Source organism: Xanthobacter flavus, from assembly GCF_017875275.1.
Lineage (GTDB): Bacteria > Pseudomonadota > Alphaproteobacteria > Rhizobiales > Xanthobacteraceae > Xanthobacter > Xanthobacter flavus_A.
Window position 1 is genome coordinate 4,747,021 of the sequence record NZ_JAGGML010000001.1, and the last position, 26,615, is coordinate 4,773,635.

The 26,615-nt window shown below is 68.5% G+C and carries 25 protein-coding genes and 1 tRNA gene; 11 read left to right on the forward strand and 15 right to left on the reverse strand.

From position 1 onward, the window contains the following. Positions 1-93 precede the first annotated feature (93 nt). The 14 genes from J2126_RS22280 to J2126_RS22345 all read right to left on the reverse strand — a co-directional run bounded on the left by J2126_RS22280 (position 94) and on the right by J2126_RS22345 (position 11,842). Positions 94-486, reverse strand: a complete 393-nt coding sequence (locus tag J2126_RS22280) for a RidA family protein (protein ID WP_209488979.1) — start codon at positions 484-486, stop codon at positions 94-96. Then, positions 487-1,332, reverse strand: a complete 846-nt coding sequence (locus J2126_RS22285) for an alpha/beta hydrolase (RefSeq protein WP_209488980.1) — start codon at positions 1,330-1,332, stop codon at positions 487-489. A gap of 15 nt (positions 1,333-1,347) precedes the next feature. Then, positions 1,348-2,061: an ABC transporter ATP-binding protein gene (locus J2126_RS22290; protein ID WP_209488981.1), complete on the reverse strand. Its 714-nt coding sequence runs from the start codon at positions 2,059-2,061 to the stop codon at positions 1,348-1,350. Beyond that, entirely contained in the window at positions 2,054-2,839 is a 786-nt protein-coding gene (locus J2126_RS22295; protein ID WP_209488982.1) for an ABC transporter ATP-binding protein, read from the reverse strand. Before J2126_RS22295 ends, J2126_RS22290 begins: the two co-directional genes overlap by 8 nt. Then, positions 2,836-3,837: a branched-chain amino acid ABC transporter permease gene (locus tag J2126_RS22300; RefSeq protein ID WP_209488983.1), complete on the reverse strand. Its 1,002-nt coding sequence runs from the start codon at positions 3,835-3,837 to the stop codon at positions 2,836-2,838. The genes J2126_RS22295 and J2126_RS22300 overlap by 4 nt, the downstream gene beginning before the upstream one ends. 4 nt (positions 3,838-3,841) lie before the next feature. Next, a complete protein-coding gene (locus J2126_RS22305; protein ID WP_209488984.1) occupies positions 3,842-4,723 on the reverse strand; it encodes a branched-chain amino acid ABC transporter permease in 882 nt (293 codons plus the stop codon). Positions 4,724-4,900: 177 nt separating this feature from the next. Further along, positions 4,901-5,836, reverse strand: a complete 936-nt coding sequence (locus J2126_RS22310) for a hypothetical protein (protein ID WP_209488985.1) — start codon at positions 5,834-5,836, stop codon at positions 4,901-4,903. A 1-nt stretch (position 5,837) separates the two neighbouring features. Next, on the reverse strand, positions 5,838-6,791 hold the full coding sequence (locus J2126_RS22315) for a ferritin-like domain-containing protein (protein ID WP_209488986.1): 954 nt from the start codon (positions 6,789-6,791) through the stop codon (positions 5,838-5,840). Positions 6,792-6,818: 27 nt separating this feature from the next. After that, positions 6,819-8,009, reverse strand: a complete 1,191-nt coding sequence (locus tag J2126_RS22320; protein ID WP_209488987.1) for an ABC transporter substrate-binding protein — start codon at positions 8,007-8,009, stop codon at positions 6,819-6,821. A 91-nt stretch (positions 8,010-8,100) separates the two neighbouring features. Next, the gene (locus J2126_RS22325) at positions 8,101-8,922 is read right to left on the reverse strand and encodes a GntR family transcriptional regulator (RefSeq protein ID WP_209488988.1); all 822 of its coding nucleotides are present in this window, start codon (positions 8,920-8,922) and stop codon (positions 8,101-8,103) included. 249 nt (positions 8,923-9,171) lie between these two features. After that, positions 9,172-9,248: transfer RNA gene (locus J2126_RS22330), tRNA-His, on the reverse strand. Positions 9,249-9,418: 170 nt separating this feature from the next. Beyond that, entirely contained in the window at positions 9,419-9,625 is a 207-nt protein-coding gene (locus tag J2126_RS22335; protein WP_209488989.1) for a hypothetical protein, read from the reverse strand. A 48-nt stretch (positions 9,626-9,673) separates the two neighbouring features. Further along, positions 9,674-10,633 carry a PDR/VanB family oxidoreductase gene (locus J2126_RS22340; protein WP_209488990.1) on the reverse strand — a complete coding sequence of 320 codons (960 nt, stop codon included), beginning with the start codon at positions 10,631-10,633 and terminating at the stop codon, positions 9,674-9,676. 75 nt (positions 10,634-10,708) lie between these two features. Then, on the reverse strand, positions 10,709-11,842 hold the full coding sequence (locus J2126_RS22345) for an NAD(P)H-dependent flavin oxidoreductase (RefSeq protein ID WP_209488991.1): 1,134 nt from the start codon (positions 11,840-11,842) through the stop codon (positions 10,709-10,711). Positions 11,843-11,929: 87 nt separating this feature from the next. On the opposite strand from J2126_RS22345, the gene J2126_RS22350 reads away from it, so the two are divergent. The 5 genes from J2126_RS22350 to J2126_RS22370 all read left to right on the forward strand — a co-directional run bounded on the left by J2126_RS22350 (position 11,930) and on the right by J2126_RS22370 (position 15,753). Then, positions 11,930-12,754 carry a LysR substrate-binding domain-containing protein gene (locus J2126_RS22350; protein ID WP_209488992.1) on the forward strand — a complete coding sequence of 275 codons (825 nt, stop codon included), beginning with the start codon at positions 11,930-11,932 and terminating at the stop codon, positions 12,752-12,754. A gap of 144 nt (positions 12,755-12,898) precedes the next feature. Then, a complete protein-coding gene (gene egtB / locus J2126_RS22355; RefSeq protein ID WP_209488993.1) occupies positions 12,899-14,209 on the forward strand; it encodes an ergothioneine biosynthesis protein EgtB in 1,311 nt (436 codons plus the stop codon). Then, positions 14,209-15,180, forward strand: coding sequence for an L-histidine N(alpha)-methyltransferase (egtD, locus tag J2126_RS22360; protein WP_209488994.1), 972 nt, complete (start codon positions 14,209-14,211; stop codon positions 15,178-15,180). The genes egtB and egtD overlap by 1 nt, the downstream gene beginning before the upstream one ends. A 41-nt stretch (positions 15,181-15,221) precedes the next feature. Continuing rightward, positions 15,222-15,464, forward strand: a complete 243-nt coding sequence (locus J2126_RS22365) for a hypothetical protein (RefSeq protein WP_209488995.1) — start codon at positions 15,222-15,224, stop codon at positions 15,462-15,464. A gap of 70 nt (positions 15,465-15,534) precedes the next feature. After that, the gene (locus tag J2126_RS22370; RefSeq protein ID WP_209488996.1) at positions 15,535-15,753 is read left to right on the forward strand and encodes a hypothetical protein; all 219 of its coding nucleotides are present in this window, start codon (positions 15,535-15,537) and stop codon (positions 15,751-15,753) included. Between the two features lie 10 nt (positions 15,754-15,763). Here J2126_RS22370 and J2126_RS22375 read toward each other — a convergent pair whose 3' ends face one another. Continuing rightward, positions 15,764-16,051, reverse strand: a complete 288-nt coding sequence (locus tag J2126_RS22375) for a hypothetical protein (RefSeq protein ID WP_209488997.1) — start codon at positions 16,049-16,051, stop codon at positions 15,764-15,766. 144 nt (positions 16,052-16,195) lie between these two features. On the opposite strand from J2126_RS22375, the gene J2126_RS22380 reads away from it, so the two are divergent. From J2126_RS22380 to J2126_RS22405, 6 genes are all read left to right on the forward strand, one after another. Then, a complete protein-coding gene (locus J2126_RS22380) occupies positions 16,196-17,986 on the forward strand; it encodes a potassium/proton antiporter (RefSeq protein WP_209488998.1) in 1,791 nt (596 codons plus the stop codon). A 90-nt stretch (positions 17,987-18,076) separates the two neighbouring features. Continuing rightward, a complete protein-coding gene (locus J2126_RS22385; protein ID WP_209488999.1) occupies positions 18,077-18,391 on the forward strand; it encodes a hypothetical protein in 315 nt (104 codons plus the stop codon). A gap of 55 nt (positions 18,392-18,446) precedes the next feature. Beyond that, positions 18,447-19,631, forward strand: a complete 1,185-nt coding sequence (locus J2126_RS22390; protein WP_209489000.1) for an aminotransferase — start codon at positions 18,447-18,449, stop codon at positions 19,629-19,631. 176 nt (positions 19,632-19,807) lie between these two features. Next, positions 19,808-20,986, forward strand: coding sequence for an efflux RND transporter periplasmic adaptor subunit (locus J2126_RS22395; RefSeq protein ID WP_209489001.1), 1,179 nt, complete (start codon positions 19,808-19,810; stop codon positions 20,984-20,986). Between the two features lie 4 nt (positions 20,987-20,990). Then, complete coding sequence (locus J2126_RS22400) at positions 20,991-24,140, forward strand: efflux RND transporter permease subunit (RefSeq protein WP_209489002.1); 3,150 nt, start codon at positions 20,991-20,993, stop codon at positions 24,138-24,140. A 196-nt stretch (positions 24,141-24,336) separates the two neighbouring features. Further along, positions 24,337-26,433, forward strand: coding sequence for an acyltransferase family protein (locus tag J2126_RS22405; RefSeq protein WP_209489003.1), 2,097 nt, complete (start codon positions 24,337-24,339; stop codon positions 26,431-26,433). The last annotated feature ends 182 nt before the right edge of the window (positions 26,434-26,615 follow it).

Below are 26,615 nucleotides of genomic sequence, written 5' to 3' on the forward strand. Positions count from 1 at the left end.
GGAGCGGCGGTTCGCCGAGTTCCTGTCGGCGTGGCCATGGCAAGCGGAAGCCAGGGAGATGGAGCGTGCGGCCTGTGCCGTGGCCCTTCTGGCTCAGCCTGCGGCGACCGCCACGGCCTCGATCTCGAACCGCCATTCCGGGCGGGCGAGGGCGGCGGCGATCACCAGCGTCGAGGCGGGCTTTTGGCCCTTGAGCAGCTCCGTGCGCAGCGATCCGTAGCCGGCATAGTCGGCCGGATCGGTAAGAAAGGCCGTGACCTTGGCGAGGTCGCCGAGCCCCATGCCGGCAGCCGCGAGGACCTGTTCCAGATTGGCGAAGGCGGCGCGCACCTGCCCTTCGAAATCAGCCGGCACCTGCCCCGTGGCGTCGATGCCCACCTGTCCCGAGATGTAGAGCGTTCGCACCGGGCCAGTCGCGAGCACGGCGGGGCTGTAGGGCAGGGCAGCATCAGCCGGGTTGGCGAGCACGGGCGAGAGAACGGACATTCAGGCCTCCGAAGGGCTGGCGAGGGCGAGGATCGCGCGGGTGAGCGGGTCGGTGCCGTCGGCCAGGGGATCGAGCAAAGTGAAATGGTTGCGCCGGGCCGGCTCCATGGACTGCACCGCGCCGCCGCGCGCCGCCCACAGCGCGGCGAAATCGCGGCTCCAGCGTTTGAAACCGTCCGTCTCCTCCGCGCCCACGGCGCACAGGAGCGGCATGAGCCGGGCGCTTGGCGGCAGGTCGCCGAGGCGCAGCAGCGGGCTCGCCGCCGCTGCCTCCGGCCCTGAGAGGCGGAGGTCGGCGTTGATGGAGGTGTGCCGCAGCGGCCGCAGGTCGTAGACGCCGGAGAGGCCGGCGAGGGCGCAGATGGGGCCGTCGCCCCGCTCCGCCTGATCGAGCGCCAGCATGGCCGCGAGCTGCCCGCCCGCCGAATGGCCGGCCACCACGATGCGGGACGGAGCCAGATGGTCCACCACCCAGCGCAACGCGAGACGCATCTCGTCCAGGATGTCGGCAACGCGCACACCGGACACCAGATCATAGGTCGGTGCCACCAGCGTCACCCCGGCGGCGATCGAGGGGCCGGCGATGAAGGAGACATCGGACTTGTCCAGCGCGCGCCAGTAGCCGCCATGGATGAAGAACAGCACCGGCGCGCCGTCGCCGGCCGGAAACACGTCCAGCAGGCAGCGCGGGCCGGGTCCATAGCGCTGGTCCAGCCGCCAGCCACCGCTGGCGCGCAGCGCTGCCCCGAGGCGACGGTGGCCGTCATAGACGCTCTCGCGCTCGGGATGCCGTCGGCGCAGGGCGTATTCGGCTTCGAGCGCGGGATCGATGAGGGTATGCGGCATGGGATTTCCGAAAACTCACAGGCCGAGATAGGCGGCGCGCACGCCGTCGTCATGGAGGAGGTCGGCGCCCGCACCGTCGCGCACGACGGCGCCCTCGGCGAGGACATAGCCGTGGGCGGCGCTGCGCAGGGCCATGCTTGCATTCTGCTCGGCGATGAGGAGGGACATGCCCTCGGCATTGAGGCGGCGGATGGTGGCGAAGATCTCCTGCACCACCTTGGGCGCGAGGCCCATGGAGGGCTCGTCGAGCAGCAGAAGGCGGGGCCTGCCCATGAGGGCGCGGCCGATGGCGAGCATCTGCTGCTCGCCGCCGGAGAGCAGCCCGGCCGCCTGCCGCCGCCGCTCGGCGAGGCGGGGAAAGAGCGCGAACACCATGTCGAGGTCGGCAGCGACACCCTGCGCCCGGCGCGGCCACAGCCGGCGGAAGGCGCCCATCTCCAGATTTTCCTCCACCGTCATGGGCGCGAACACGCGGCGCCCTTCCGGCACCAGCGCCAGCCCGCGCGACAGGCGGGAGGAGGTCGAGAGGTTGGTGATGTCCGCCCCATCGAACACGATGCGCCCCCCCGTGGGACGGATGAGGCCGGCGAGGGTGCGCAGCAGGGTCGTCTTGCCCGCGCCATTGGCGCCGATGAGGCAGACGGATTGCCCGCGCGCCACCTTCAGGGAAACCGCGTGCAGCACATCGGTGCCGCCATAGCCGGCGACGAGGCCTTGCACCTCAAGCATCGACCGCCTCCTCGCCGAGATAGGCGGAGAGCACCTCCGGATGGCGGCGAACCTTCTCCGCCGTGCCCTCGGCGATGCGCCGGCCGTTGTTGAGCACCAGAATGTCGTGGGAGAGCGACATGACCATGCGCATGTTGTGCTCCACCAGCAGCACGGTCATGCCGTCGCGGTTCAGGTCGCGAATGGTCTCGGCCATCCTGTCCGCTTCGGCGTGGGGCAGGCCGGCGGCGGGCTCGTCCAGCAGCAGGAGGCGCGGCTCGGAGGCGAGGGCGCGGGCAAGTTCGAGCACCTTCATCTGCCCGAAGGCCAGCGACCCTGCCGGCGCATGGGCCTTGGCGGCAAGGCCGAAGCGCTCCAGCAGCCCCATGGCGGTGGCCTCCATCGCCCGTTCCTCGGCGCCCACGGCCGGGATGTGGAGAAGGGCGGACAGCGTGGTGGCGCGGCCGCGCAGGTGGCGGCCCACCATGACGTTCTCCAGCACGGTCAGCTCGCGGAAGATCTGCAAATTCTGGAAGGTGCGGGCGATGCCGCGGCGTGCGCGTTCGTGGGTCGGCAGGCGATCGATGCGGGCGCCATCGAACTTCATGGCGCCGTCGGTCGGTCGGGTGACGCCGGCGATCATGTTGAACAGCGTGGACTTGCCGGCGCCGTTGGGGCCAATCACCGCCTTGATCTCCCCGGTCTTCACCCGGAAGGAGAGATCGTCCACGGCGGTGACGCCGGCGAAGCGGCAGGTGAGGTTTTCGACCTGCAGAAGATCGCTCACGCGCGCCGTCATGCCCGCCTCCTTCGCACGAGGCCGGCCAGCGCGGCCGGAACGCCCGCAAGCCCGCGCGGGAACAGGATCAGCACCACCAGCAGGCCGAGGCCGAATAGCATGAGTTCGGCATCCTCGTAATCGAGCAGGATCTGCGGCACAGCCGTGTAGATCAGCGCGCCCAGCATCGGCCCGTAGAAGGTGCCCGCGCCGCCGATGGCGACCATCACAAGGAGCATGATGGAGGGGGCGATGCCGAAGGTCTCCGGCGAGGCATACTGGTTGATGTGGACATAGAGGCTGCCGGCGATGCCCGCCATGCAGGCGCTGAGCACGAACACCGCGAGCTTGGTGCGGAAGCTGTCGATGCCCAGCGACTGCGCGCCCAGTTCGTTGGTCGCCACCGCCCGGATGCTGCGGCCGATGCGCGAGGCGAGAAGGTTGGAGATGGCGAGCATCACCAGGAAGGCCACGCCCCACGCCAGCGGGAAGGCCTTGGCCTCGGTGTCCAGCGCATGGCCGAAGAAGGAGAAGGGCTCGACGCCGAGGAGGCCGTTGGGGCCGCCGGTGAGCCCCACCAATTGGGTGAAGAAGACGACGAGAATGGCATTCCACCCCAGCGTCGCCATGGCGAGGTAATGTCCGCGCAGCCGCAGCGCCGGAATGCCGATGAGGAGCGCTCCGAGGCCGGCGACGGTCGCGGCCGCCGGCAGCCCGGCCCAGGGCGGCACGCCATAGCGCACGTTGAGGATGCCGCTCGCATAGGCGCCAAGGCCGAAGAAGCCGGCATGGGCCAGCGAGATCTGACCGCCATAGCCCATCAGCAGATTGAGCGAGGCGATCAGCACCAGATTGATGAGGGCGAGATTGGCGAGGGAGATCCAATAGGCGTTGGGCACCAGAAAGGGCACCGCCGCCAGTGCGAGCCACACCAGCGCCAGACGGGCATGGCGGGAGAGGCCGCGCCGGGGCAGGCCGCTGTGGGTCATCGGTCCGGTCTCCGCCTCGATGCTGGCCATGGCCTCACACCTTCACGATGTCGGCGCGGCCGAGCAGGCCGGAGGGGCGGACGAACAGGATGAGCAGCAGCACGGCGAAGGCGATGGCATCCTTGAAGGCGGAGGAGATGTAGAAGCTGCCGAACGCCTCCAGCAGCCCCAGCGCCAGCCCGCCCACCACGGCGCCCGGCAGGCTGCCAAGCCCGCCCAGCATGGCGGCGCTGAACCCCTTGAAGCCGAACATGGCGCCCTGGTCGTAGGAGGCGAGGGTGAGCGGCGTGACGATGGCGCCGGCGAGCGCCCCAGCGAGCGCCGCGATGCCGAAGGAGAGCAGCACGGTGCTGCCCACATTCACCCCGACGATCGCCGCCGCCTCCCGGTCCGCCGCCGCCGCGCGCAGCGCCTTGCCAAGGATGGTGCGCTCGAAGAAGGCGTGCATCACCACCAGGAAGGCGAGGGTGATGGCGATGATCCAGAGCGTCTGGCTCTGGATGCTCACCCCGCCGACCGAGAGCGCGGTGTTGCCGGAGAAGCCGGCATAGCCCACCGGCTTCTTGCCCAGCACCAGCATCACGAGGCTGCGGCTGACGATGGAGAGGCCGATGGTGACGAGGGTGATGACGAGGGCATCCGGCTTCTTCAGCGGTTGCACCGTCAGCCGCTCGGAAAGAAGGCCGACGACGCCCACCAGCACCACCGCCGTCACCACCGCGAGGCCGATGCTGGAGAAGGCGCCGATGAGGAGAGCGGTGACCATGCCGCCCATCACCACCCATTCCCCCTGCGCGAAATTCATCGCGCCGGTGCTCTTGAAGACCACATTGAAGCCAAGCGCCACCAGCGCATAAACGGCGCCCGTGCCGATGCCGGCGGACAGGACCTGGAGGAGGGCGGTTGCGGTCTGCATGGGGTGACGGCCAGCCTTCGGCGCGTTGGAAATGACGTGCCCCATCAGGGGGATGAAGGTCCCGGCCGCCGCGCTCCGGAGCAATCGGGGCTTTGCCCCGGGGGACGCGGACGGCCGGGACAGGTTCGGGTTGGGCGCGAGGCCCGCCCGTTTCCTCGGAACGAGACGTCCGAGGGGTCAGAAACTGCGCATGCGGTTGGTCTCGAACAAGGGCACCATCACCCCCAGTTCCGCGAGGCGGGCGCGGGCGTTGCCGGCGAAGGTCGCGAGCGCATCCTCCTCCGCCGCGCGCGCCGCGCCGCCGAGACCGGCCTCCGCCGTGATCGCATCGGCTTCCGCTTCGGCCGCGGCGTGCTCGGGCGCGAGCCAGGGGCAGTGATAGCCCTTCAGCACCACGTCCCGCACATAGTCGGACAGCTCGGCCGCGATGGTCTCGCGCTCCGCCTTCGTCCAGCCCTCCGCCTTGGCGGCGAGATAGAGCCAGCCAAAGGCGGCGTGGCGCTCCTTGTCGGCAATCACGAAGTCGAGCATGGACTGCACGGCCGGGTTGGTGGCGGCGGCGCGCCAGGCCTTGGCCAGTTCCAGCTCCAGCCCGTCCTCGAAGGCGGCGTGGGCGGCCACGTAGGCGTCGAGCAATTGGCCGGCATCCATCACCCGGCGGTGCAGGTGGCGGTTGAAGACGGCCTCATAGGCCTTGGCCGCCGGCCGGGCGAGGCGACCGCCGAAGGTCTCGGCGATCTTGTCGTAGCACTCGACGTGCCACGCCTCTTCGGTGTTGCGGGTGGTGAGGTAGAATTTCGGGTCGATCTCCCGGCCCACCTCCATGCAGAAGCGCACGATGAGGGCCGGGGTCTCGGTGAGGCCCGTGGCCTCGGTCCACACCCGCCGGCTCCAGGTGCGGCGGGCGGCGGCGCGCACTTCCTCCGGATAGGTCTCCGGCTTGAGCGCGCTCCAGTCCACGTCCCGATGCGGGTTCCAGCGGCCGGCCTTGCCCGTGTCGTAGAGCGCGCGGATCTCCGGCAGCGTGACGTTCATCTCGAGCGGAAACCGCCGCTCGACGAGAAGCCGCACCGGCGGCAGCGAGGGCTCGGCCCGCGTGGCGTGGAGCGGCATGTCAGATGGTCCCGAGCTTGGGATGCGTGAAGGGGGGCAGTTCGATGCCGAGCGCGCGCATCTGCTCGCGGATACGCTGCACGGTCGCGATGAAGACCGGCTTTTCCTCGTCCTCCACGGTGGCGCCGAGGCCCGCCTCGTAGGTGATGCGGTCGGCCTCCACCTCGGCGTTGGAGGCCGGGTTCTCCGGCGCCAGCCATGCGCTGTGGTAGCCGTTCAGCTCCACCTTCTCCATCATGGTGATGACGGCATCCTCGATCATCTTCTTCTGATCGGGGGTGAGCTGCTCGCAGATGGCTTCGAGGAAGTACCAGCCGAAGGCGCAGTGCCGGCTTTCATCGCGCATGATGTAGCGCACGATCTGCTTGGCGACGGGATCGTGCGTGACGTCGTTCAGGTGCTTGAACACGTCGAAGGCGATCTCCTCCGCCGTGCAGACGAGGGCGGCGATGATGCCCTCCAGCGGCACGTCCGCATTGAGGGCGGCGCGGCGCACGCCGTGGGTGGAGACGGAGCCCTCGAAGAGCTGCTGCACCGGCTTCTCGATATAGCCGCCGAGCTTCTCCGCCATGGCGTGGCAGACCTCGGCGTGGCGCGCCTCCTCCTGCGAACGGATGGTGAAGAAGAGCTGCATGTCGGAGGGGCGGTTCTCCACGCCGAAGCGCACCTGCAGCGCCGGGCTCTCGGAGATGGCGCCATATTCGCTCCACGCCCGGCGGCTCCAGTAGAGCCGGGCGGCGTAGCGCTGCTCGTCGGTGTATTTGGAGGGGTCGAGCTGGTCCCAGTCCACGTCGGTTTTGGGGTCCCACTGGTTCCGCGTCGCCGCGTGGAACAGCTCGCGGATGCGCGGCAGATCGGAATTGAAGGTCAGCGGAAAGCGGTCCTCGGGCGCATCCAGCAGCGTCTGGACCACCTCGAACGCCTGCTCGGCGGACATGTCACGCGAAAGGGCCATGGTGTTTCCTCCCGTTGGTGTTTCCCGTCAGGCGTAGTCGGCAAGGTTGAAGCGGCCATCGCGCCAGTTCACCAGCACGATGTCCTGTTTCGAGAGGCCGGAATGGCGCTCGGGCGAGAAGGTGAAGACGCCGGAGATGCCGGGGAAATCCTTGATCTGCTCCATGCCCTGGCTGAGCTTGGAGATGTCGCCCCCCACCTTCTTCAGCGCCTCGCGGGCGAGCAGCGCGCCGTCGTAGGATTCCGCCGCATAGATGCTGGCGGGGCGTTTGAAGCGCGCCTCGTAGGCCTTCATCATCTTGAGAATGCCGGCCTTGAGCGGGTCGCTGTCCGGCAACTGGTCGCCCACGGGCAGCTTCAGGCTGGCGAGGAGCAGGGTGTTGGCGGCGTCGCCGGCGAGCTTCATGTAGTCCGCCGAGACGAACCCGTAGCTGTGGATCAGCGTTTTCTTGTCGAGGCCCAGCTGCTGCGCCTGCTTGAGGAAGACGACGCCGGCCGGCGTCACCGTCCAGCAGATGATAGCCTCGGCGCCGGCATCGCGGATGCGGGTCAGCTGGGGCATCATGTCGGTGTCGGAGGGGGCGAAGGATTCATACATCACGTCGAGGCCGCGCTTCGGCCCGACGATCTTCATCTGCCCCACCGCGCCCTGGCCGAAGCCGGACGTGTCGGCGATGAGCGCCACCTTCTTGATCTTCTTCTTGTCGAGATAATCGGCGATGCGCTCCAGCACGTCGCCGTCGTCCACCGTGCTCTTGAACACATACTGGCGTTCGGCCACCGGCGTCACGATGGCGAGCGCGCCCTCGGACGAGATGAAGGGCACCTTGGCGGCGTTGGTGATGGGCGCCATGGCCAGCGCAATGCCGCTCATGTTGCCGCCGCTGAGGATCAGCTCCACCTTGTCCTGGCTGATGAGCCGGCGGGTGGCGGTGATGCCCTTCTGGGTCTGGCTCTCGGCGTCGTAATAGGTCCACTCGATCTTGCGGCCGCCGAGGCCGCCCGCGGCGTTGAACTCCTCCACCGCGAGTTCGAGGCCGGCCTTCATGTCCTCGCCGAGGAAGGCCGCGGGGCCGGTCACGGAAAGGATGGAGCCGACGCGCAGCGGCTCGGCGGCGCGGGCGGCGCTGCTCCACAGGCCGGCCACGGTCCCGGTGCCGGTGGCCGCGAGGGCGGCGGCGGGCACCATCTTCAGGAAGCTGCGTCGTCCGAACTGCACTTCTGGCCTCCTCTGGAAGGGCGCTTCGTGCGCCTCGTTCATCGTGCGCCGGACGGAATGCCCGGAGCGGAAACGGCTGCGGGCATGGCGGTCAGTCGTCGTGGACGCCGCTGCGGTCGATCTCGGCGGCGGGGCCGCCGTCGCGGGAAAGGGGAACGCTGAGCGAATAGCGCACGAGATCGGCGCGATGCACGGTGTGGCCGGAGAGCGCGAGGCGGCCGGCGGCGTCGCGATAGCTCAGGGTGCGGATCAGCACCGGGGCGCCCTTGGTGAGGTGGAGATACTCCACCTCCTCCGGCCCGGCGACGCCGGCCTCGATGGTGAAGTCGCCGGTCTTCAGGTCCACCGCCTGCCACAGGCGATGGAGGGGCGAGCCGTGGACCGCCTCTTCCGTCCAGCCGATGGTGAGATCGGCCGGCAGATAGCGATAGTCGATGGCGAGCGGCACGCGGGCCGCGGCGCGCAGGCGCTTGATGAACAGCACCGGCGCGCCGGCTTCGGTCTCAAGGCTGGCGGCGATGGTCTCGTCGGCGACGATGCGCTCGAAGGCCAGCACGGTCGCCTGCATGGGCATGCCGGTGGCGGCCCACTGGTTCAGGAAATCCATGCCCGGGTTGAAGCGCTCTTCCAGCTTGCGCACGGCGACGAACGTGCCGAGGCCGCGGCTGCGGGTGAGCAGGCCCTCCTGCACCAGCTCCGCCACCGCCTGCCGCGCCGTGTCCCGGCTCACCGAGAACATGGCGCAGAGCTGCTCGTCCGAATAGAAGCGCCGGTCGCCCTGTTCCCACTTGAGGATGAGGCCGATCAGCCGCTGCTTGATCTGGGCATAGAGGGGCAGCGGCGAGGCGCGGTCGAGGGGCGGGAAAGGCCCCTCGGCGTCGAGCGGTGCAACGTTGGTCAGCGTCTCGGACATGCACGTCACCCCGGCGCGTCACCTTTGGCGCGTCACCTTTGGCGCGTCACCTTTGGCGCAGAACCCTCTGGTCCGCTGGCGCTGGACCACCGCGAAGGCCGTCTGCACCGGCTTTATATGAATGTAGGGTCAAGCATACATTTCACGCAACAGCTTTCTTGCGACGCGTGACGAAGACGGCAGCGACGGCGCAAACACGCAACCGGCGCGGCAGCGAACTAGGGAATATGAGAAAGGGCAGTGCCTGTATGGTACAGGTGGGTGGGCTCGAACCACCGACCTCCGGTTCCACAGACCGGCGCTCTAACCAACTGAGCTACACCTGCACGGCTCCGGCGCGTCGGGCGCCGGAAGAGAGCGCGGAACCTACGCGGGGCGCTCTGCAATTTCAAGGGGGCGAAAGCCGCTGATCACAGCGGTGTTGCGCGCCGGGTAAAATCCAGCGCTGGCGCGGGCGCGCGCCCGGTGGGCCGGGCGCGGCGCGTGTCGCCGGGCTTCAGTTTGCGCGCGCGGGGGCGTCGTCGTCCTCGTCTTGGACCAGCTCTTCCACCTTGCTCATGATGGAGACCCAGGTGCGGTGCGCCTCGACCTTGCCACCCAGCTCGAAGCTCTCCGCCATGCGATGGGCGAAGGCGACGCCCTCGGGGCCGTATTGCTCGGCGATGATGAAGGCGGTGCGCCAGACATCTTCCTCAGTGACCATGCTCTCATCCTTCCGTCGCGAGGGGGCAGCAAGCGCCAGGCGGAATTGTCACAAATCCAACACCAGCAGGTCGCCTTTGGCACGCGAGACGCAGGCCAGGAACCAGCCCTGCGCCTTGTCCTCGGGCTTGAGGCGCTTGTCGCGGTGATCGACCTCGCCCTCCAGCACCTTCACCTTGCAGGTGCCGCAGGCGCCCTGCTCGCAGGAGGTGGGAATCTTCACGCCTGCTTCTTCCATGGCGGTCGAAACGGAGCGGTCGCCGGGGATCTTGATGACCTTGCCGGTGGAGGCGATCTTCACGTCGAACACCTTGTCCAGCAGCGGCGGCGGCGCCTTGCCGGTGAAGCGCTCCACATGGATGCGGTTGACGCCGAAGCCCTTCTGCTGGGCGCTGGCGATGATGGGGTCGAGCCACCAGTCCACCCCGCAGAGGAAGACGTGCGTGTCGTCCGGCCGGTCCGCGAGAAGGTTCGCGGCGTTGAGGCGGGGCTCGGCGGCCTCGAAATAGAAGGTGGTGTTGGCCGCGAAGGCGGATCCCTCGATGGTGGACTTGAACGCGCCCGGCGAGCCGCCCGCGAAGAGATAGTGGAACTCGAACGGGATGTTCTTCGCCTTGAGATGATCGGCGATGGAGAGAATGGGCGTCGCGCCGATGCCGCGGGCGAACAGCAGCGCGCGCTTGGTGTCGCGCGGCACGGCGAAGCGATTGCGCGGCGTGCCCACCGCGAGGCGGTCGCCCTCGTTCACCTGCTGGAACAGGGCCTTGGAGCCGCCGCGGCTGTTGGCATCCTTCCAAACGCCGATCACGTAGCGATGGCGCTCGCTCTCGCTGTTGATGAGGGAATACTGCCGCACGAGGCCGCCGGGGATGGTCACATCCACATGCGAGCCGGCGGTGAAGGCGGGCAGTTCGCCGCCCTCGGCGGGGATCAGCTCGAAGGAGGCCATGTTTTCGGCCTCGATCGTCTTCTTGGCCACGATCACCGGGCTCAGGGCATCGTCCGACATCGCATCCTCCAAACCATCCGCACAGGAACGCTGATTGGAGCAGGTGCAAACGTGGGGCCAGTTGCGTCCGCGGGCTCAGGCGAGCCTTGCGAGCGCCTCCGTGGCGAGCTTGTGCGTGAGGTCGGCGGCCGGAAGACGCGGGCTCAGGGCGGCGGACTGGCCGCACCAGAGGTTGGTGAAATCGTCCCGGCCTTCCGCTTCAGCCTTGGCGCGCAGCGGGGCAAGAGCACCGCCGGAGGTGGGGAAGGCTGAGGCCTCCGGCGCGATGGGGCCGATCTCGCGCATCACGCGGTTCATGATGCCGCGCGCGGGGCGGCCGGTGAAGATGTTCGTGAGCGCGGTGCTCTCGTCCGTCGCGGCCTCCAGGGCGGCGCGGTGGACGGCTGGCACCTTCGCTTCCGGCGAGAACAGGTAGGCGGTGCCGATCTGCACCGCCGAAGCCCCCAGCGCCAGCGCCGCCACGATACCGCGCGCATCGGCGATGCCGCCGGCGGCGATCACCGGCACCCTCACCGCATCCGCCACCTGCGGCACGAGGGAGAAGGTGCCCACCTGCCGGGCCACGTCCTGCCAGCCGATGGGGGTCTGCGAATAATCGCCGCCGAGGAAGAGGGCGCGATGGCCGCCGGCCTCGAAGCCCATGGCGATGATGGCGTCGCAGCCGTGATCCTCCAGCCAGCGCGCCTCGGCCACCGTGGTCGCGGACGAGATGATCTTTGCGCCCGTCGCCTTCACCCGCGCCACGAGGGCCGGCGCCGGGAGGCCGAAATGGAAGCTCACCACTTCGGGGCGCACCCCCTCCACGACGGCGCAGAACGTGTCGTCGAACGGCGCGCGGGAGGGGGAGGGGGTGCTCGCGGCCGGGTCGAGCCCGGCCTCGACGTAGTAATCGGCGAGCCGCGCCCGCCAGCGCAGCGCCCGCGCCGGATCGTCCTGCGGGGGCGTGTGGCAGAAGAAGTTGAGGTTGAGCGGCTTGCCCGGCAGGCCCGCGCGGATCTTCGCCACCGCCGCCTTAAGATCGTCCGCCCCATACATGGCGCAGGGTAAAGACGCGAGGCCGCCGGCCGTGCCCACCGCAATGGCCAGCTCCGGCGAGCCGGGGCCGGCCATGGGGCCGAGCAGGATGGGGTGCTCGATGCCGAACAGGTCGAGGATGCGCCGGTCGGGCCAGCGGGCGGCGGCGGGAGCATCGGGCGTGGCGGCGGTCATGGCGTTGTCTCCCGAGGGGTGGCCGCCATTATCGCGCTTCCATCAATCATTGAAATTGAAACATTCTGATATTATCGTTCACTTCTGATGATGGACCTGCGCGATTTCCGCTTCCTGGAAGCGGTGGCCGAGACCGGCAGCGTCACCCGCGCCGCCGGGCGCCTCGGCTGCGTGCAGTCCAATGTCACCACCCGCCTGCGCAAGCTGGAGGACCGGCTCGGCCAGAAGCTCGTGGAGCGCATCGACGGCCGCATGGTGCCCACCGCCGCCGGTGCGATGGCTCTCGACTATGGCGCGCGGATCGTGCGTCTGTCGGAAGAGGCGGAGAAGCGGCTGCGTTCGGCGGCCGAGGCCTTCCCGCCGCTGCGCCTCGGCACCATGGAGACCACCGCCGCCGTGCGCCTGCCGCCGCTATTGAAAGCGGCGCGGGCGCAGCTGCCGGACCTGCGCCTCTCCATCACCACCGGCACCAGCGGCGAACTGGTCGCGGCGCTCGGGCGGGGCGACATCGACCTCGCCTTCGTGGCCGAGGAGGCGGCAGAGGCGCGTTTTGAAAGCGTGCCGCTGTTCGAGGAAGACCTGGTGGAGGTGCTGCCCATCGGCGGCGCGGCGGAGGCGGCCGCCGTCGTCTTCCGGGCGGGCTGCTGCTACCGCGCGCGCTTCGCCGAGGCGTTTGGCGACCTGCCATTGCTGGAACTGGGCACGCTGGACGGCATCATGGGCTGCGTCGCCGCCGGGCTCGGACGCACGCTTTTGCCCGAAGCGGCGGTGGAGCGCTGGCGCAGGGCAGGGGAGGTGGAAACGCGCCCTCTTCCCCCCGGTCGTGGGCGGGTGGGCACGCTGGCGCTGTTCCGCGCCGCGAGCCCTTCCCGCCGCTCCATCGATGCCCTCGTGGCTCTGGCTCGCGGCTGAGCAGGTCCCACAGCCTCGCGACATCGTGCGTGGCTTCAATGTAACGCCGGAGGTCCATGGCCCGAACTCGGCCGTAGAAACCACACGGCGTCTGTGGCGTTGATGTCGGAGGCGGTCCGAGGCCGCATCGGTGAGCGAGGACGAATGAACAAGCCCTGGAAACCCCTCGCGACGCCGCAGCCTATTCGGCCCGAGGCCTCGGATGAGACCGGGCGCGGCCCCGCCATCGCCCGCTTTCTCAAGGTGCGCAGACAGACCGAAGACCTGGCGGAGCGCCTCCATCCCGAGGACCAGACGGTGCAATCCATGCCGGATTGCAGCCCCACCAAATGGCACCTCGCGCACGTTTCGTGGTTCTTCGAGACGTTCCTGCTGGTGCCGCACCTGACGGGCTACCAAGTCGCCAACGCGGATTTCGCCTTCCTCTTCAATTCCTATTATGAGGCCGCCGGTCCCCGCCATGCCCGCTTCGCGCGCGGCCTCATCACCCGCCCCACGGTGACGGAGGTGGCGGACTATCGCCGGCATGTCACCCACGCCATGACAGACCTCCTCACCGGGGCCGACGAGGAGACCGTCGCCCGTCTCGCGCCGCTGGTGAAGATCGGCATCAACCACGAGCAGCAGCATCAGGAACTGATCCTGATGGACATCCTGAACCTGTTCGCCGCCAATCCCCTGCGTCCCGCCTACCGGCCCGCGGTGCCCGCGCCGACGGCGGAGGCGCGGCCGCTGGCGTTCGTCGATTATCCCGGTGGCATCTTCGAGATGGGCCACGCGGGGGAGGGCTTCTGCTATGACAATGAGGGGCCGCGCCATGAGGTGCTGCTGCGCCCCTTCCGCCTCGCCTCCCGCGCCGTGACCAATGGTGAGTGGCGCGCCTTCATCGCGGATGGCGGCTATCGCCGGCCGGACCTGTGGCTCGCGGACGGCTGGGCGCGGGTGAAGGCGGGGGAATATGAGGCGCCGCTCTATTGGGAGCTTCATGACGGTGACTGGCAGGCGTTCAACCTCAATGGCCTCGCCCCGCTCGATCCGGCCGCGCCGGTGGTGCATGTGAGCTATTACGAGGCCGACGCCTTCGCCCGCTGGGCCGGCAAGCGCCTGCCCACCGAAGCGGAGTGGGAGGTGGCGGCACGCGGCCTGCCCGTCGCCGGCAATTTCCTCGACAGCGACGCGCTGCGCCCGCTTCCCGCCGCCACGGATGATCTGCCTGCGCAGATGTTCGGCGATGTCTGGGAATGGACCCAGAGCCCCTATGTGGCCTACCCCGGCTATCGCCCCGCGCCGGGCGCGCTCGGCGAATACAACGGCAAGTTCATGTCGTCGCAGATGGTGCTGCGCGGCGGCTGCTGCGCGACGCCTGAAGGCCATGTGCGGGCCACCTACCGCAATTTCTTCTATCCCCACCAGCGCTGGGCCTTCGCCGGCCTGCGCCTTGCCGAGGATGCCTGATGCGCGCTTCGTCCCTTCTGTGCGCCCCTGAGAGCCGAGAGTCCCCCGAGCGCGCCGCCTTCCGCGCCGACGTGATCGAGGGGCTGTCTGCCAGCCCAAAGCAGCTTTCGCCCAAGTATTTCTATGACGAGGCCGGCTCGCGCCTGTTCGACCTCATCTGCCGCCTGCCCGAATACTATCCCACCCGCACCGAGCTGGGCGTGCTGAAGGCCCATGCCGGCGACATCGCCGCCCTCGCCGGGCCGGGCGCGAGCCTCGTGGAGTTCGGCTCCGGATCGAGCGTGAAGGTGCGCCTGCTGCTCGATGCGCTGGAGCGCCCCGTCGCCTACGTGCCCATCGACATCTCCGGCCCGCACATGCGGGCTGCCGTGACCGCGCTGGCACGGGATTATCCGTCGGTTGCCATGACGCCGGTGGAGGGCGATTTCACACGGCCGCTGGAATTGCCGGATCTTGGCGAAGGAGGGCGGCGCATTGGCTTCTTCCCCGGCTCGACAATCGGCAATTTCACGCCGGCCGAGGCCGAGGCGTTCCTGACCCATGCGCGGCAGTCGCTGGGCGCTGGCGCGGCGCTGGTGCTGGGGTTTGACCTGCCGAAGGACCGCGCGGTGCTGGAAGCCGCCTATGACGACCATCAGGGCGTGACCGCCGCCTTCAACCTCAACCTTCTGACGCGCATGAACCGGGAACTGGGGACGGATTTCGACCTCTCCGCCTTCCACCATCGCGCCGTATTTAATGAAGCCGAGAGCCGCATAGAGATGCATCTGGAGAGCCGGGCGGCGCAGACCGTGCGGCTCGACGGCGTGCGCTTCACCTTCGCGCCTGGCGAGACCATCCACACGGAGAATTCCTACAAGTATGCGGCTCCGCGGCTGATGGGCATGGCGCAGGCCGCCGGCTGGCGGCAGGCGGCACTGTGGACCGACCCGCGCCGCTGGTTCGCGGTGGCGGTGCTGGAAGCTGTCTGAGCCGGGAAACAAACCGGCCCTGGCCCCGTTAGTCCTCCACCATGGCACGCTTCTGGGAAACCCAACTCATCCGCCCCATCTGGCTCCACGACGGATCGTGGTTGGCCACGCTCGGCGATTGCGGTCGCGTGCTGCTGCACCGCTTCGCGGAAGGTGAGAAGGGGCCGGAGCTGGACAATGCCCTGAAGGCACTCATCGGCGCCGCCGAGGCCGGGCGGCCGGAGGACATCGCCTTCGCCGAGCGGCAGGTCCGGCTTTTCTTCGAGGTGCGCGCGCTGCTGTGACGCGACCTTCCGAGCGCGCGGGCGCAAATGCGGCCATCATGTGACCGCGATCGCGTGGTAGTGGAGGGGGATGATCTGCGCCGAATGCGACCGCTGCCACCGCCGCTCCATCCTCTCCCCTCGGGGCGACGAGGACGGCCGGCTGGAGGACACATCTGAAATGCGGGCCAACAGCCTGCGCTGCGACTTGTGCGGCAGCCGTCGCGTGCGCCTCGTGCGGGTGGCTTCGCCGTTCGAGGCCGTCGCCTTCATCAACGGGCGGCTCGCGCCGGATCGCTCCGGCGGCTGAGCGTCGCGCGTCAGGAGAAGATCACGCCAGCCTGCGCGCTGCCCGTGAGGTGGCGGGGGGTGCCGGTGCCGGGAGCGTGGAGGCAGCCGCTGCAATAGACGGCGCTGTTCTGGAGGCTGCGGCCATCGGCATCAAGGGCATAGACCCCGACCCAGGTGCGATGGTCTCCCTCGTCGTCCGCGATGGAAAAAGCCAGTTCGCGGTCGAAGCAAATCGTTTCGCTCTGGAGGAGAAGTTTCCCCTCTTCGCTGACCATCGCCATGACGAGATAGGCGTTGGGGGTGGCGCTTGATGTCATTCGCGTCCCTTTCCGCCCCCGGATCGGTCCGTTCGTAATACAGAATTGGTAATTCCGCACCACGATGCGAGAACCTTACGCCTTAGACGGTCGCCGCGCTACTGTGACGTTCAGGATTCGGCGGGGCCAGGGCTTTTTGGACACATGGGATCGGTTGTTGTATCAAACATAGTCCTCCTCGTGGTTGCGGCGCTGGTCGTGGTTGGAACGCTCTCCAGCCTGCTCGCCGCCCGGTTCGGCGCGCCCATCCTGCTGGTGTTCCTCGTGGTCGGCGTGGCGGCCGGCGAGGGGGGGCCGGGAGGCATCCATTTCGATGACTACTGGGCCACCTACATGGTGGGATCCGCCGCGCTGGCGGTAATCCTGTTCGACGGCGGCCTGAGGATGCGGGTCGCCTCCATGCGCGGCGCCATCCTGCCCGCTGTGGGACTTTCCACGGTCGGCGTCGCTTTCACCGCCGCGCTGGTGGCGCTGGTGGCCGTGCCACTCCTCGGCCTTGGCTGGATGGAGGGCCTGCTGGTCGGCGCCATCGTCGCCTCCACCGATGCGGCGGCCGTGCTGTTCCTGGTCCGCGCGCAGGGGCTGCGCCTCGGCCGCCGGGTCGGCTCGGTGATCGAGATCGAATCCGCCACCAACGATCCCGCCGCCGTATTCCTCACCGTGTTGCTGGTGGAAATGCTCACGAGCAGCGCCGGCGGCCATGTGGGCGATCCCGGTCTCGTGGTGGTGTTCGGCGCGCTCCGCGAGATGGTTCTGGGCGCGGTGCTCGGCGTCGCGGGCGGATATGCGCTGGTGGCGCTGCTCAATCGCGTGGACCTGCCGGGCGGTCTTCATCCGGTGATGGTGGTGGGCGTGGCGGTGCTGCTGTTCGCGCTTACCTCGCTGCTGCACGGCTCGGGATTCCTCGCCGTTTATCTGGCGGGACTGGTGGTGGGAAACCGGCCGGTGCGGGCCATCGCCTCCATCACCTCGTTTCTCGATACAATCACCTGGCTCTGCCAGATCGTCATGTTCGTGATGCTGGGCATGCTGGTCTCGCCCGAGAAGCTCCTGCAATACGCCCTGCCGGCGCTCGGCGTCGCGGCCTTCCTGATTCTTGTGGGTCGGCCGGCGGCGGTGTTCGCCTGCCTCGCGCCGTTCCATTTCTCGCTGAAGGAGAAGCTGTTCGTCTCCTGGGCCGGGTTGCGCGGGGCGGTATCCATCTTCCTCGCCACCATCCCCATGCTGGCGCACCTGCCCATGGCGGAGGTGTATTTCAACGTCGCCTTCGCGGTGGTGGTCGTCTCGCTGATCTTGCACGGCTGGACCATGGGCTACGCGGCGCGGCGGCTCGACGTGGCCCTGTCCGATCCCGATCCCGGCGTCCGGCGCTTCGAGATCGACCTGCCGGGACAGACGGAAATGGAGCTGGTCGCCTATCCCGTCATGGCGGCGACGCCCGTGGTGGGGCAGGCGCAACTGCCCGAGTGGGCGCGCCTGATGATGGTGGTGCGCGCCAACGAGACGCTCACGCCCGAGGCGGCCGGCCCCCTCAAGGCCGGCGACTACGGCTATGTGCTGGCACCGCCCAAGCGTGTGCACCAACTGGACCGCCTGTTCCGGCCCGAGGAAGCGACGCCGCTCGACGACAGCGCGGCCTTCCCCTTCGTCGGCGAGGTGCGGCTGGGCGATCTCGCCAGCTTCTACGGCCTTGCCGTTCCGGACGCCGAACTCGGCCTCACCATCGCCGACGCCTTCGCCGACCGCTCCGACGACAAGCCCGCGCCGGGCATGCGCATCGCCTACGGACAAGCGGTGATAGAGGTGCGGGCGGTGACCGACGGGCGGGTGAGCTATGTGGTGCTGCGGCTGCAGGCCGGCAAACTCAAGCGCTCCATCGCCCGCGCCCGTCGCCTGCTCGGCTTTCCGCCGGAGCAGGACGAGGACGACGAATAGAGGCCGACAACCGCCGCCGTCATGTTCATGCCGCGAGCGTGGATGAAACAGGGGCGTTCTTGAAGTCGTGCGTATGCGGAGACCCAACGGATGCGACTGTTCATGCGCCGCCGCGGCGAGGCCGGACCCGGCCTCGATGCCTCGCGCACCCTGGCCGACCTGGTGCGCACCACCCTGGCGCTGGAGGAGGCGGCCACCGTTTCCGTCTCCGAGATCTCCTGCGGTGATCCGGCCTGCGGCGGCGCGGAAACGGTGGTGCTGGTGATGCGCCCCGGCCGCCGCACCGAGGCGGCCAAGGTTCTGATGCCCATGGCGCAGGTGACGCCCGAGGCGCTGCTGGCGGCCCTGCGGCCGCTGATGCCGGGGGAGGCGGGGGTGTCCACCGGGCTTTCGCAGGAGGGCTGAAGGGGCTAAACGGCGCAGGCCAGTCGCCCCACCTTCCTTGCCTTGCGAATTTCCCATGTCCCAGCCGCACTTTACGCCGCGTCCGCTCAATCCCCTCTATGCCGGCCTGCCCACCACCATCTTCGAGGTGATGTCCGGCCTTGCCCGCACCCATGCGGCGGTCAACCTCGGCCAGGGCTTCCCGGACGATCCCGGGCCGCTCGACGTGCGCGAGGCCGCTGCGCGGGCGGTGGTAGATGGCTGGAACCAGTATCCGCCCATGATGGGCCTGCCGGAGCTGCGTCAGGCGGCGGCGGCGCATTATCGCCACTGGCAGGGGCTGGAGCTCGATCCAGACGCCGAGATCATGGTGACCTCCGGCGCGACCGAAGCGCTGGCCGGCGCGCTGCTGGCGCTGATCGAGCCGGGCGACGAGGTGGTGCTGTTCCAGCCGCTCTATGATGCCTATCTGCCGCTGGTGCAGCGGGCAGGGGGCATTCCCCGCCTCGTGCGTCTGGAGCCGCCCTCCTGGGCCATGACGTCGGAGAAGCTGGACCAGGTATTCTCCGAGCGCACCAAGCTCGTGCTCTTCAACAATCCCCAGAACCCCACCGGCGTCGTCTACGACCGCGCGCAGATGCAACTGCTTGCCGACTATTGCGTGCGCTTCAACGCCTATGCGGTGTGCGACGAGGTGTGGGAGCACGTGGTGTTCGACGGCCTCACCTTCGAGCCGCTGATGGCGCTGCCGGGGATGCGCGAGCGCACGGTCAAGATTTCTTCCGCCGGCAAGATCTTCGGCATGACCGGCTGGAAGGTGGGCCTCGTGTTCGCCGCGCCCCACCTCATGAAGGTGCTGTCCAAGGCGCACCAGTTCCTCACCTTCACCACGCCGCCGAACCTCCAGGCGGCGGTGGCCTACGGGCTCGGCAAGCCGGACGATTATTTCACCACCATGCGCGCCGGCCTCCAGCGCTCCCGCGACCGCCTCGCAACGGGGCTCAAGGAACTGGGCTTCGACGTGCTGTCCTCGCGCGGCACCTATTTCCTCTCCATCGACCTCTCCCCCCAAAGTGTCTCCATCGATGACGAGGCCTTCTGTCTCGATCTCGTGAAGACGCGGAAGGTGGCGGCCATCCCGGTGTCGGCTTTCTATGCGCAGGATGCAGTGAAGAGCGTGGTGCGCTTCTGCTTCGCCAAGCACGACGCCACCATCGACCGCGCGCTGGAGCAACTGGCCGGTCTTGCTGGCCGACTCTGACCAAAGGTCACGTAAAGGCGGGGGCTTTAAGCGTGGCCCTCACCCTTCACGAATGCGTCATTGCGCGCGCTTCCATGGCGAGATGCCGTGACAAAAGCTTAATTGGACCAGCGCGCTGAATTGTTGTTGCATTGCGGCGCGAAACGTTTCGACGCCGTGGGAGTATCGAGGACTTCATGCCAGCCGAGCACGCACCGGATAGCGCAAAGAGCGGCGGATCGGCCGGTCGCAAGATTGTCCTCGCGGTCCTGTTCCTGGCCCTCCTCGGCGGCGGGGCATGGGTGTGGGACAAGAAGCCGTGGCTCGCCGCGGGCGGCCAGAAGGCGCAGGCACCGCAGCAGCGGGTCATCGCCGTGCTCGCCGGAACGGCGGAGCGGACCTCCCTGCCGGTGCGGGTCGAGGCGCTGGGCACGGTGGAATCCATGGTCACGGTCCCGGTGCGCTCCCGCGTCGCCGCCGCCGTGGAGACGGTGGGTTTTGCCGACGGCGCGAGCGTGAAGGAGGGCGACCTGCTCTACCGGCTCGACGCCCGCGTCATCGACGCGCAGATTCTTCAGGCCGAGGCGACGCTCAACCGGGACAAGGTGCAACTGGACAAGAGCCTGCGCGATGTGGAGCGCTATGCCGGCCTCGCCACCCGCAACGCCGTTTCCCAGGTGCAGGTGGACGATGCCCGCACCACCGCCGACGTGCAGAAGGCGACCGTCGCGCAGGACGAGGCCAACCTCACCGCGCTCAAGGTGCAGCGCGGCTATTACGAGATCCGCTCGCCCGTCACCGGCCGCATCGGCGTCTCCGCCGTGCGCCCCGGCGCGGTGATCCGGGTGGACGATACCCTCGCCACCGTGCGCCAGCTCGCTCCCATCTATGTCGCCTTCGGCTTGCCGGAGCGTTACATCGCCGGCCTCAGGGAGGCGAAGGACGCCAAGGTGTCCTTCGCCTTCCAGGGCACCGGCGAGACCATCTCCGGCGGCATTGTCGCGGTCATCGACAACACCATCGAGCCGCAGACCGGCACCCTCACCGCCCGCGCCATCTTCCCCAATGCCGACGAGCGCCTGTGGCCCGGCGCCCTCGGCGCGGTGACGGTGACGCTGCGCATCGAGGACAATGTGGTCGCGGTGCCGAGCGAGGCGGTCCAGAACGGGCAGGACGGGCCGTTCGTCTTCGTCGTGGACGATGGCATCGCCCACGTGCGGCCGGTCACCGTCGCCCGCACGGTGGATGGGCGAAGTGTGATCTCCAAGGGCCTCAGCGGCGGCGAGACGGTGGTGACCGACGGACAGCTCTCCCTGCGCGAGGGCAGCCGCGTGAACGTGCGCACCCGCACCGCCGCACCCGCCACCGGGAGCTGAGCCCATGTTCTCCGAACTGTGCATCCGCCGCCCCGTGATGACGACGCTGATCATGCTGTCGCTCGTGGTGGCGGGCCTGTTCGCCTATCGCCAGCTGCCCGTGGCGGCGCTGCCGCGGGTGGATTTCCCCACCATCAACATCACCGCGACGCTGCCGGGCGCGAGCCCCGAGACCATGGCGACCTCGGTGGCGACGCCCATCGAACGCCAGCTGGCCACCATCGCGGGCATCTCCTCGCTCACCTCCTCGTCCACGCAGGGCTCCACCTCGATCACGGTGCAGTTCGACCTGAACCGCAGCATCGACGCGGCCGCCCTCGACGTCCAGTCGGCCCTCTCCGTGGCCCAGCGCCAGCTGCCGGACGAGATGACGACCCCGCCGAGCTTCCGGAAGGTGAACCCCGCCGACGCGCCGGTGATCCTGCTCGCCATCTCCTCCGACACCCTGCCGCTGTCGGCGGTGAACGAATATGCCGACACGCTGGTCGGACAGCAGATCTCCCAGCTGCCCGGCGTGGCGCAGGTGCAGATCTACGGCTCACAGAAATATGCCGTGCGCATCCGCGTCGATCCCGCCGCCGCCGGCGCCCGCAATATCTCGCCCGACGACATCCAGCGCGCGGTGGAGGCGGCGGCCTCCAACACGCCGCTCGGCATCGTCTCCGGTCCGAAGCAGGCGCAGACCATCGACATGGGCACGCCCAAGGCCGACGCCTCCCAGTTCCGCAGGGTGGTGGTGAAGGCGCGCGACGGCTCGGTGGTGCGCCTCGAGGAGATCGCCGTCGTCTCCGACGGCGTGGAGAACGAGCGCGTCGCCAGCTGGTTCAACGACCGCCGCTCCGTGGTGCTGGCCGTGGTCCGCCAGCCCGACGCCAACACCGTGCAGGTGGTGGACGAGGTGCGCCGGCGCCTGCCCCAGTTCCGCGCTCAGCTTCCCGGCTCGGTGGGCATCGAGGTGCTGAACGACCGCTCCGTCTCCGTCCGCGACGCGGTGGCGGACGTGCAGAAGACCCTGTTCGAAGCCATCGTCCTCGTGGTGCTGGTGATCTTCCTGTTCCTGCGCAACGTGCGCGCGACCCTCATCCCCTCGCTGGCGCTGCCTTTGTCCATCATCGCCACCTTCGCGGCCATGTGGGGCTTCGGCTATTCCATCAACAACATGACGCTGCTGGCGCTGACGCTGTGCGTCGGCTTCGTGGTGGACGACGCCATCGTCGTGCTGGAGAACATCTATCGCCATGTGGAGGCGGGGGAGAGCCCGTTCCGCGCCGCGCTGCGGGGTTCGCGGGAGATCAGCTTCACCATCATCTCCATGACGCTCTCGCTGGTGGCAGTGTTCATCCCCGTGCTGTTCATGGGCGGGGTGGTGGGCCGGGTGTTCCGCGAGTTCGCGGTCACCATCTCGATCGCGATCCTGGTTTCCGGCTTCGTCTCCCTCACGCTCACGCCCATGCTGTGCGCCCGCGTGATGAAGCCGGTGGACCACACGAAGAAGCCCGGCTGGTTCTTCCGCGTCACCGAGCGGATGTTCGACGCCTGGCTCGCGGCCTACCGGGTGAGCCTCGACTTCGTGCTGCGCCACCGCCCCTTCATGCTGGTGGTGACCTTCGCCACCATCGGCCTGTCGGTCTATCTCTACATCGTCATCCCCAAGGGCTTCTTCCCGCAGGAGGACAACGGCTTCATCACCGGCACGGTGGAGGCGGCGACCGACAGCTCTTTCGCGGCCATGGTGGAGCGCCAGAAACAGGTTGCGGCCGTGGTGCGCGCCGATCCGGACGTGGACTATCTCGTCTCCACCGCCGGTGCCACGGGCATCAGCCGCACCACCAACACCGGCCGCATGTTCATCGCCCTGAAGCCCAAGGGCTCCGGGCCGGGCGAGCGCAAGCTCTCCGCCAACGAGGTCATCCAGAATTTGAGGAAGCGCGTCGGGCAGGTGCCGGGCGTGAACGTGTTCTTCCAGGCGGTGCAGAACATCAGCGTCGGCGGCGTCGCCTCCAAGAGCCAGTACCAGTACACGCTGCAGAGCCCCGACACCGCGACCCTCTACACCTTCGCCCAGCAGATGGAGCAGAAGCTCGCGACGCTGCCCGGCCTCAGGGACGTGACCTCCGACCTCCAGATCACCAATCCCCAGCTCACCATCGAGCTGGACAAGGACAAGGCGGCGGCCCTCGGCATCACCGAGCAGCAGCTGCGGGACGCGCTCTACACCCAGTTCGGCACGAGGCAGATCGCGACGCTGTACACGCCCACCAACCAGTTCGCGATCATCGCCGAGGTGCAGCCCATCTTCCAGCGCGACCCGAGCGACCTCGGCCGGGTCTATCTGCGCACCTCTTCCGGCAACGTGGTGCCGCTGGAGGCGGTGGCGAACATCAAGCGCACGGTCGGCCCCCTCTCGGTGCAGCACCAGCAGCAGCAGCCCTCCGTCACCATCTCCTTCAACCTCGCGCCGGGCACCTCGCTCGGCCAGGCGGTGGAGGAGATCAACGCCGCGGCCGCCGAGGCGCGGGTGCCGGACAGCGTCGTCACCGGCTTCCAGGGCACGGCGCAGGTGTTCCAGGATTCGCTGTCCAACCAGCCTCTGCTGATCCTCGCGGCGGTGGTCGTCATCTACATCGTGCTGGGCGTGCTCTACGAGAGCTTCATCCACCCCATCACCATCCTCTCGGGCCTGCCCTCCGCCGGCATCGGCGCGCTTTTGACGCTCATGGCGGCGGGCATGGAGCTTTCGGTGATCGCGATCATCGGCATCATCATGCTGGTGGGCATCGTGAAGAAGAACGCGATCATGATGATCGACGTGGCGCTGGAACGCCGGCGCGCCGGCGCGGCGGCGCAGGATGCCATCCGCGAGGCGGCGCTGCTGCGTTTCAGGCCCATCATGATGACGACGCTCGCCGCCATCTTCGGCGTGCTGCCCATCGCGCTCGGCGCGGGCGCGGGCTCCGAGCTGCGCCAGCCGCTGGGCGTCGCGGTCGTCGGCGGGCTCCTGGTGTCACAGCTGCTCACGCTGTTCATCACGCCGGTGATCTATCTCTATCTCGACCGGCTGGACGCTATCGTGCACCACGCGGTCTCCGGCCGGCATGATGATCGTGCCCACCCGCCCCGTCCCGCGCCCGCGGAACGAATTGCGGCGGAGTAGGGGGCATGCTACCGGGCCGCGCATGCGGGTCGGTGGTACCTCCGGGTGTTGCACCCGCGCCCCATGACGGGATGATTAACGGGTGTGACCAAATCTTGGCCATGCCCGGCAATTGCCCCAAGGTCGCCTGTTTGTTATCCGGAAAAAGACGAGGTTTGCGCGCGGGCGGCTGCGCGCCTTGATCCGGGGGCGGGGCATGAATCTGAAGTATCGGCCGGATATCGATGGCTTGCGGGCCGTTGCAGTCGTGGTCGCCCTGCTGTTTCACGCCCACATCCCGCCGTTCCGGGGCGGCTTCATCGGCGTGGACATCTTCTTCGTCCTGTCCGGCTACCTCATCACCTCGATCCTCTACAACGACATGATGAAGGGCGAGTTCTCGCTCGTCGACTTCTACGACCGCCGCATCCGCCGCATTTTCCCGGCGCTGTTCGTGGTGCTGCCGGTGAGCACCTTCGTCGCCGCCTTCCTGCTGATGCCGCGGCAGATGGTGCAGTTCGCGGAATCCATCATTCCCTCCGCGCTGTTCTACGCCAACATCCACTTCCAGGGACTGATGAGCTATTTCGGCCCCAAGGCCGACGAGACGCCGCTGCTGCACCTGTGGTCGCTGGCGGTGGAGGAGCAGTATTACATCTTCTTCCCGCTGCTCATGTTCGCCTTCCTGAAGGTCGGCGGGCGCGTCACCCTCGGCCCGCGCCGGATGGCGATCCTCGGCTTCCTCATCATCACGGTCGTGTCCGGCGTCTACGCGGAGCTGAGCGCGCGCACCCAGCCCACCGCGTCCTTCTTCCTGCTGCAGAGCCGCGCCTGGGAGCTTCTGGTCGGCGCGCTGCTGGCGCTGGTGCACATGCCGAAGGTGTCGGAAAAGGCCGCGAACTGGATCGGCGTCGCGGGACTGACGGCCATCGTGGTGCCGGTCTTCGCCTACGGCCACGACATGACCTTCCCCGGCCTGTCCGCCGCGCCCATCGTGTTCGGAACGGCGGCGGTGATCTATGCCGGCACCATCAACATGGGCGGCTACGCCAACTGGTTCCTCAGCCGCCCGCCGGTGGTCTATGTCGGCCGCATCTCCTATGCGCTTTATCTGTGGCATTGGCCGCTGCTGGTGTTCGGCACCATCTGGAAGGGCCGCGCGCTGACCTATTTCGAGGGCGGTGGTCTGCTCATCGTCGCCTTCATCTTCGCCGCGCTGTCTCTGAAATATGTCGAGACGCCGCTGCGCCACGCCGGCTCGCTGGGCGGCAAGCGCCGGGCGCGCTTCGCGGTGGGCATCATGGCCATGGCCATGACGCTGGCGGTGGGCGTGCTGTTCGAGCGCCTGGGCGGCGGCTTCTATCCCATCTCACCGCTGGGCGCGCGCGCCGAGGCGGCGATGGAGGACAAGAGCCCCTTCAGCCGTACCTGCAACAATTCGCCGAAGGGCTGGAGCGCCGCCGCGCTCAATCCGGCCTCGGCCTGCTCGGTGGGACCCGACGCGGCCAAGGGCGAGTATGACGTGGTAGTGTGGGGGGATTCCCACGCTGGCGCCTCCTTCATCGGCATCGCCGAGCAAGTGGCCGCCCTCGGCCACACCGCACGCCTCCAGACCATGGCCGGCTGCCCGCCCCTGATCGGCGGCCAGGCGCACCGCGACGACATGCCGAGTTGGACCTGCACCGCCTTCAATTCCGAGGTGCTGGATGAAATCCGCCGCGTGAAGCCCCAGGTCGCCGTGCTGGTCGGCCGCTGGGCCATGTGGACCAGCAAGGCCGGCCCCGCCTTCACCCTCACCTCCGACGAGGTGCCCGGCGGCGACGTGCGCTCCAAGGCGGTGAGCCAGAAGGTCTTCGCCCACATGCTGGACCGCACCCTGAAGGAACTCTCCGGCCTCGGCATCCATGTGGTGCTGGTGGGACAGACGCCGGAGTTCGGCCGCTCCCCGGGCCGATGCGTCGCCGAGAGCGAATTCTACAAGCGCAATCTCGGCAACTGCCTGGAACTGCCGAGCGCATCGGTGGACAAGGTGGTGGGCATCGGCAACGAGATGATCACCAAGGCGGCGGCGACTTATCCCGGCACCACCACTTTCCTGCTCTCCGATGTCTTCTGCCGCAACGGCACCTGCCGCGCCGGGGAGGGGGAGCAGTTCTATTATGTGGACGCCGACCACCTCTCCGCCACCGGCGCCCACCACATGAGCCGTGACCCGGCCCTGCGCACGGCCCTGCTCAAGGCGCTGGGCGAAGGCGGCAACACCAGCGCCTCCCTCGCGCCGGCGACCGGCGAAGGACGCACGGCCAAGGACTGACCGCCAAGGAATCACCGCCAAGGACTGACCGGCAAGGATCGGCACGCGGCGGACGTTGCCGCGGCCCCTGCCGCCACCGGACTCGCTCTGCTGAAGCGCGGCCGTGGACCTGACCGCACGACGCTGCGTCAGGCCGGACGCCGCGCCGCGCGCTCCCGGCGCGCGATTTGCCCCGGCCGAAT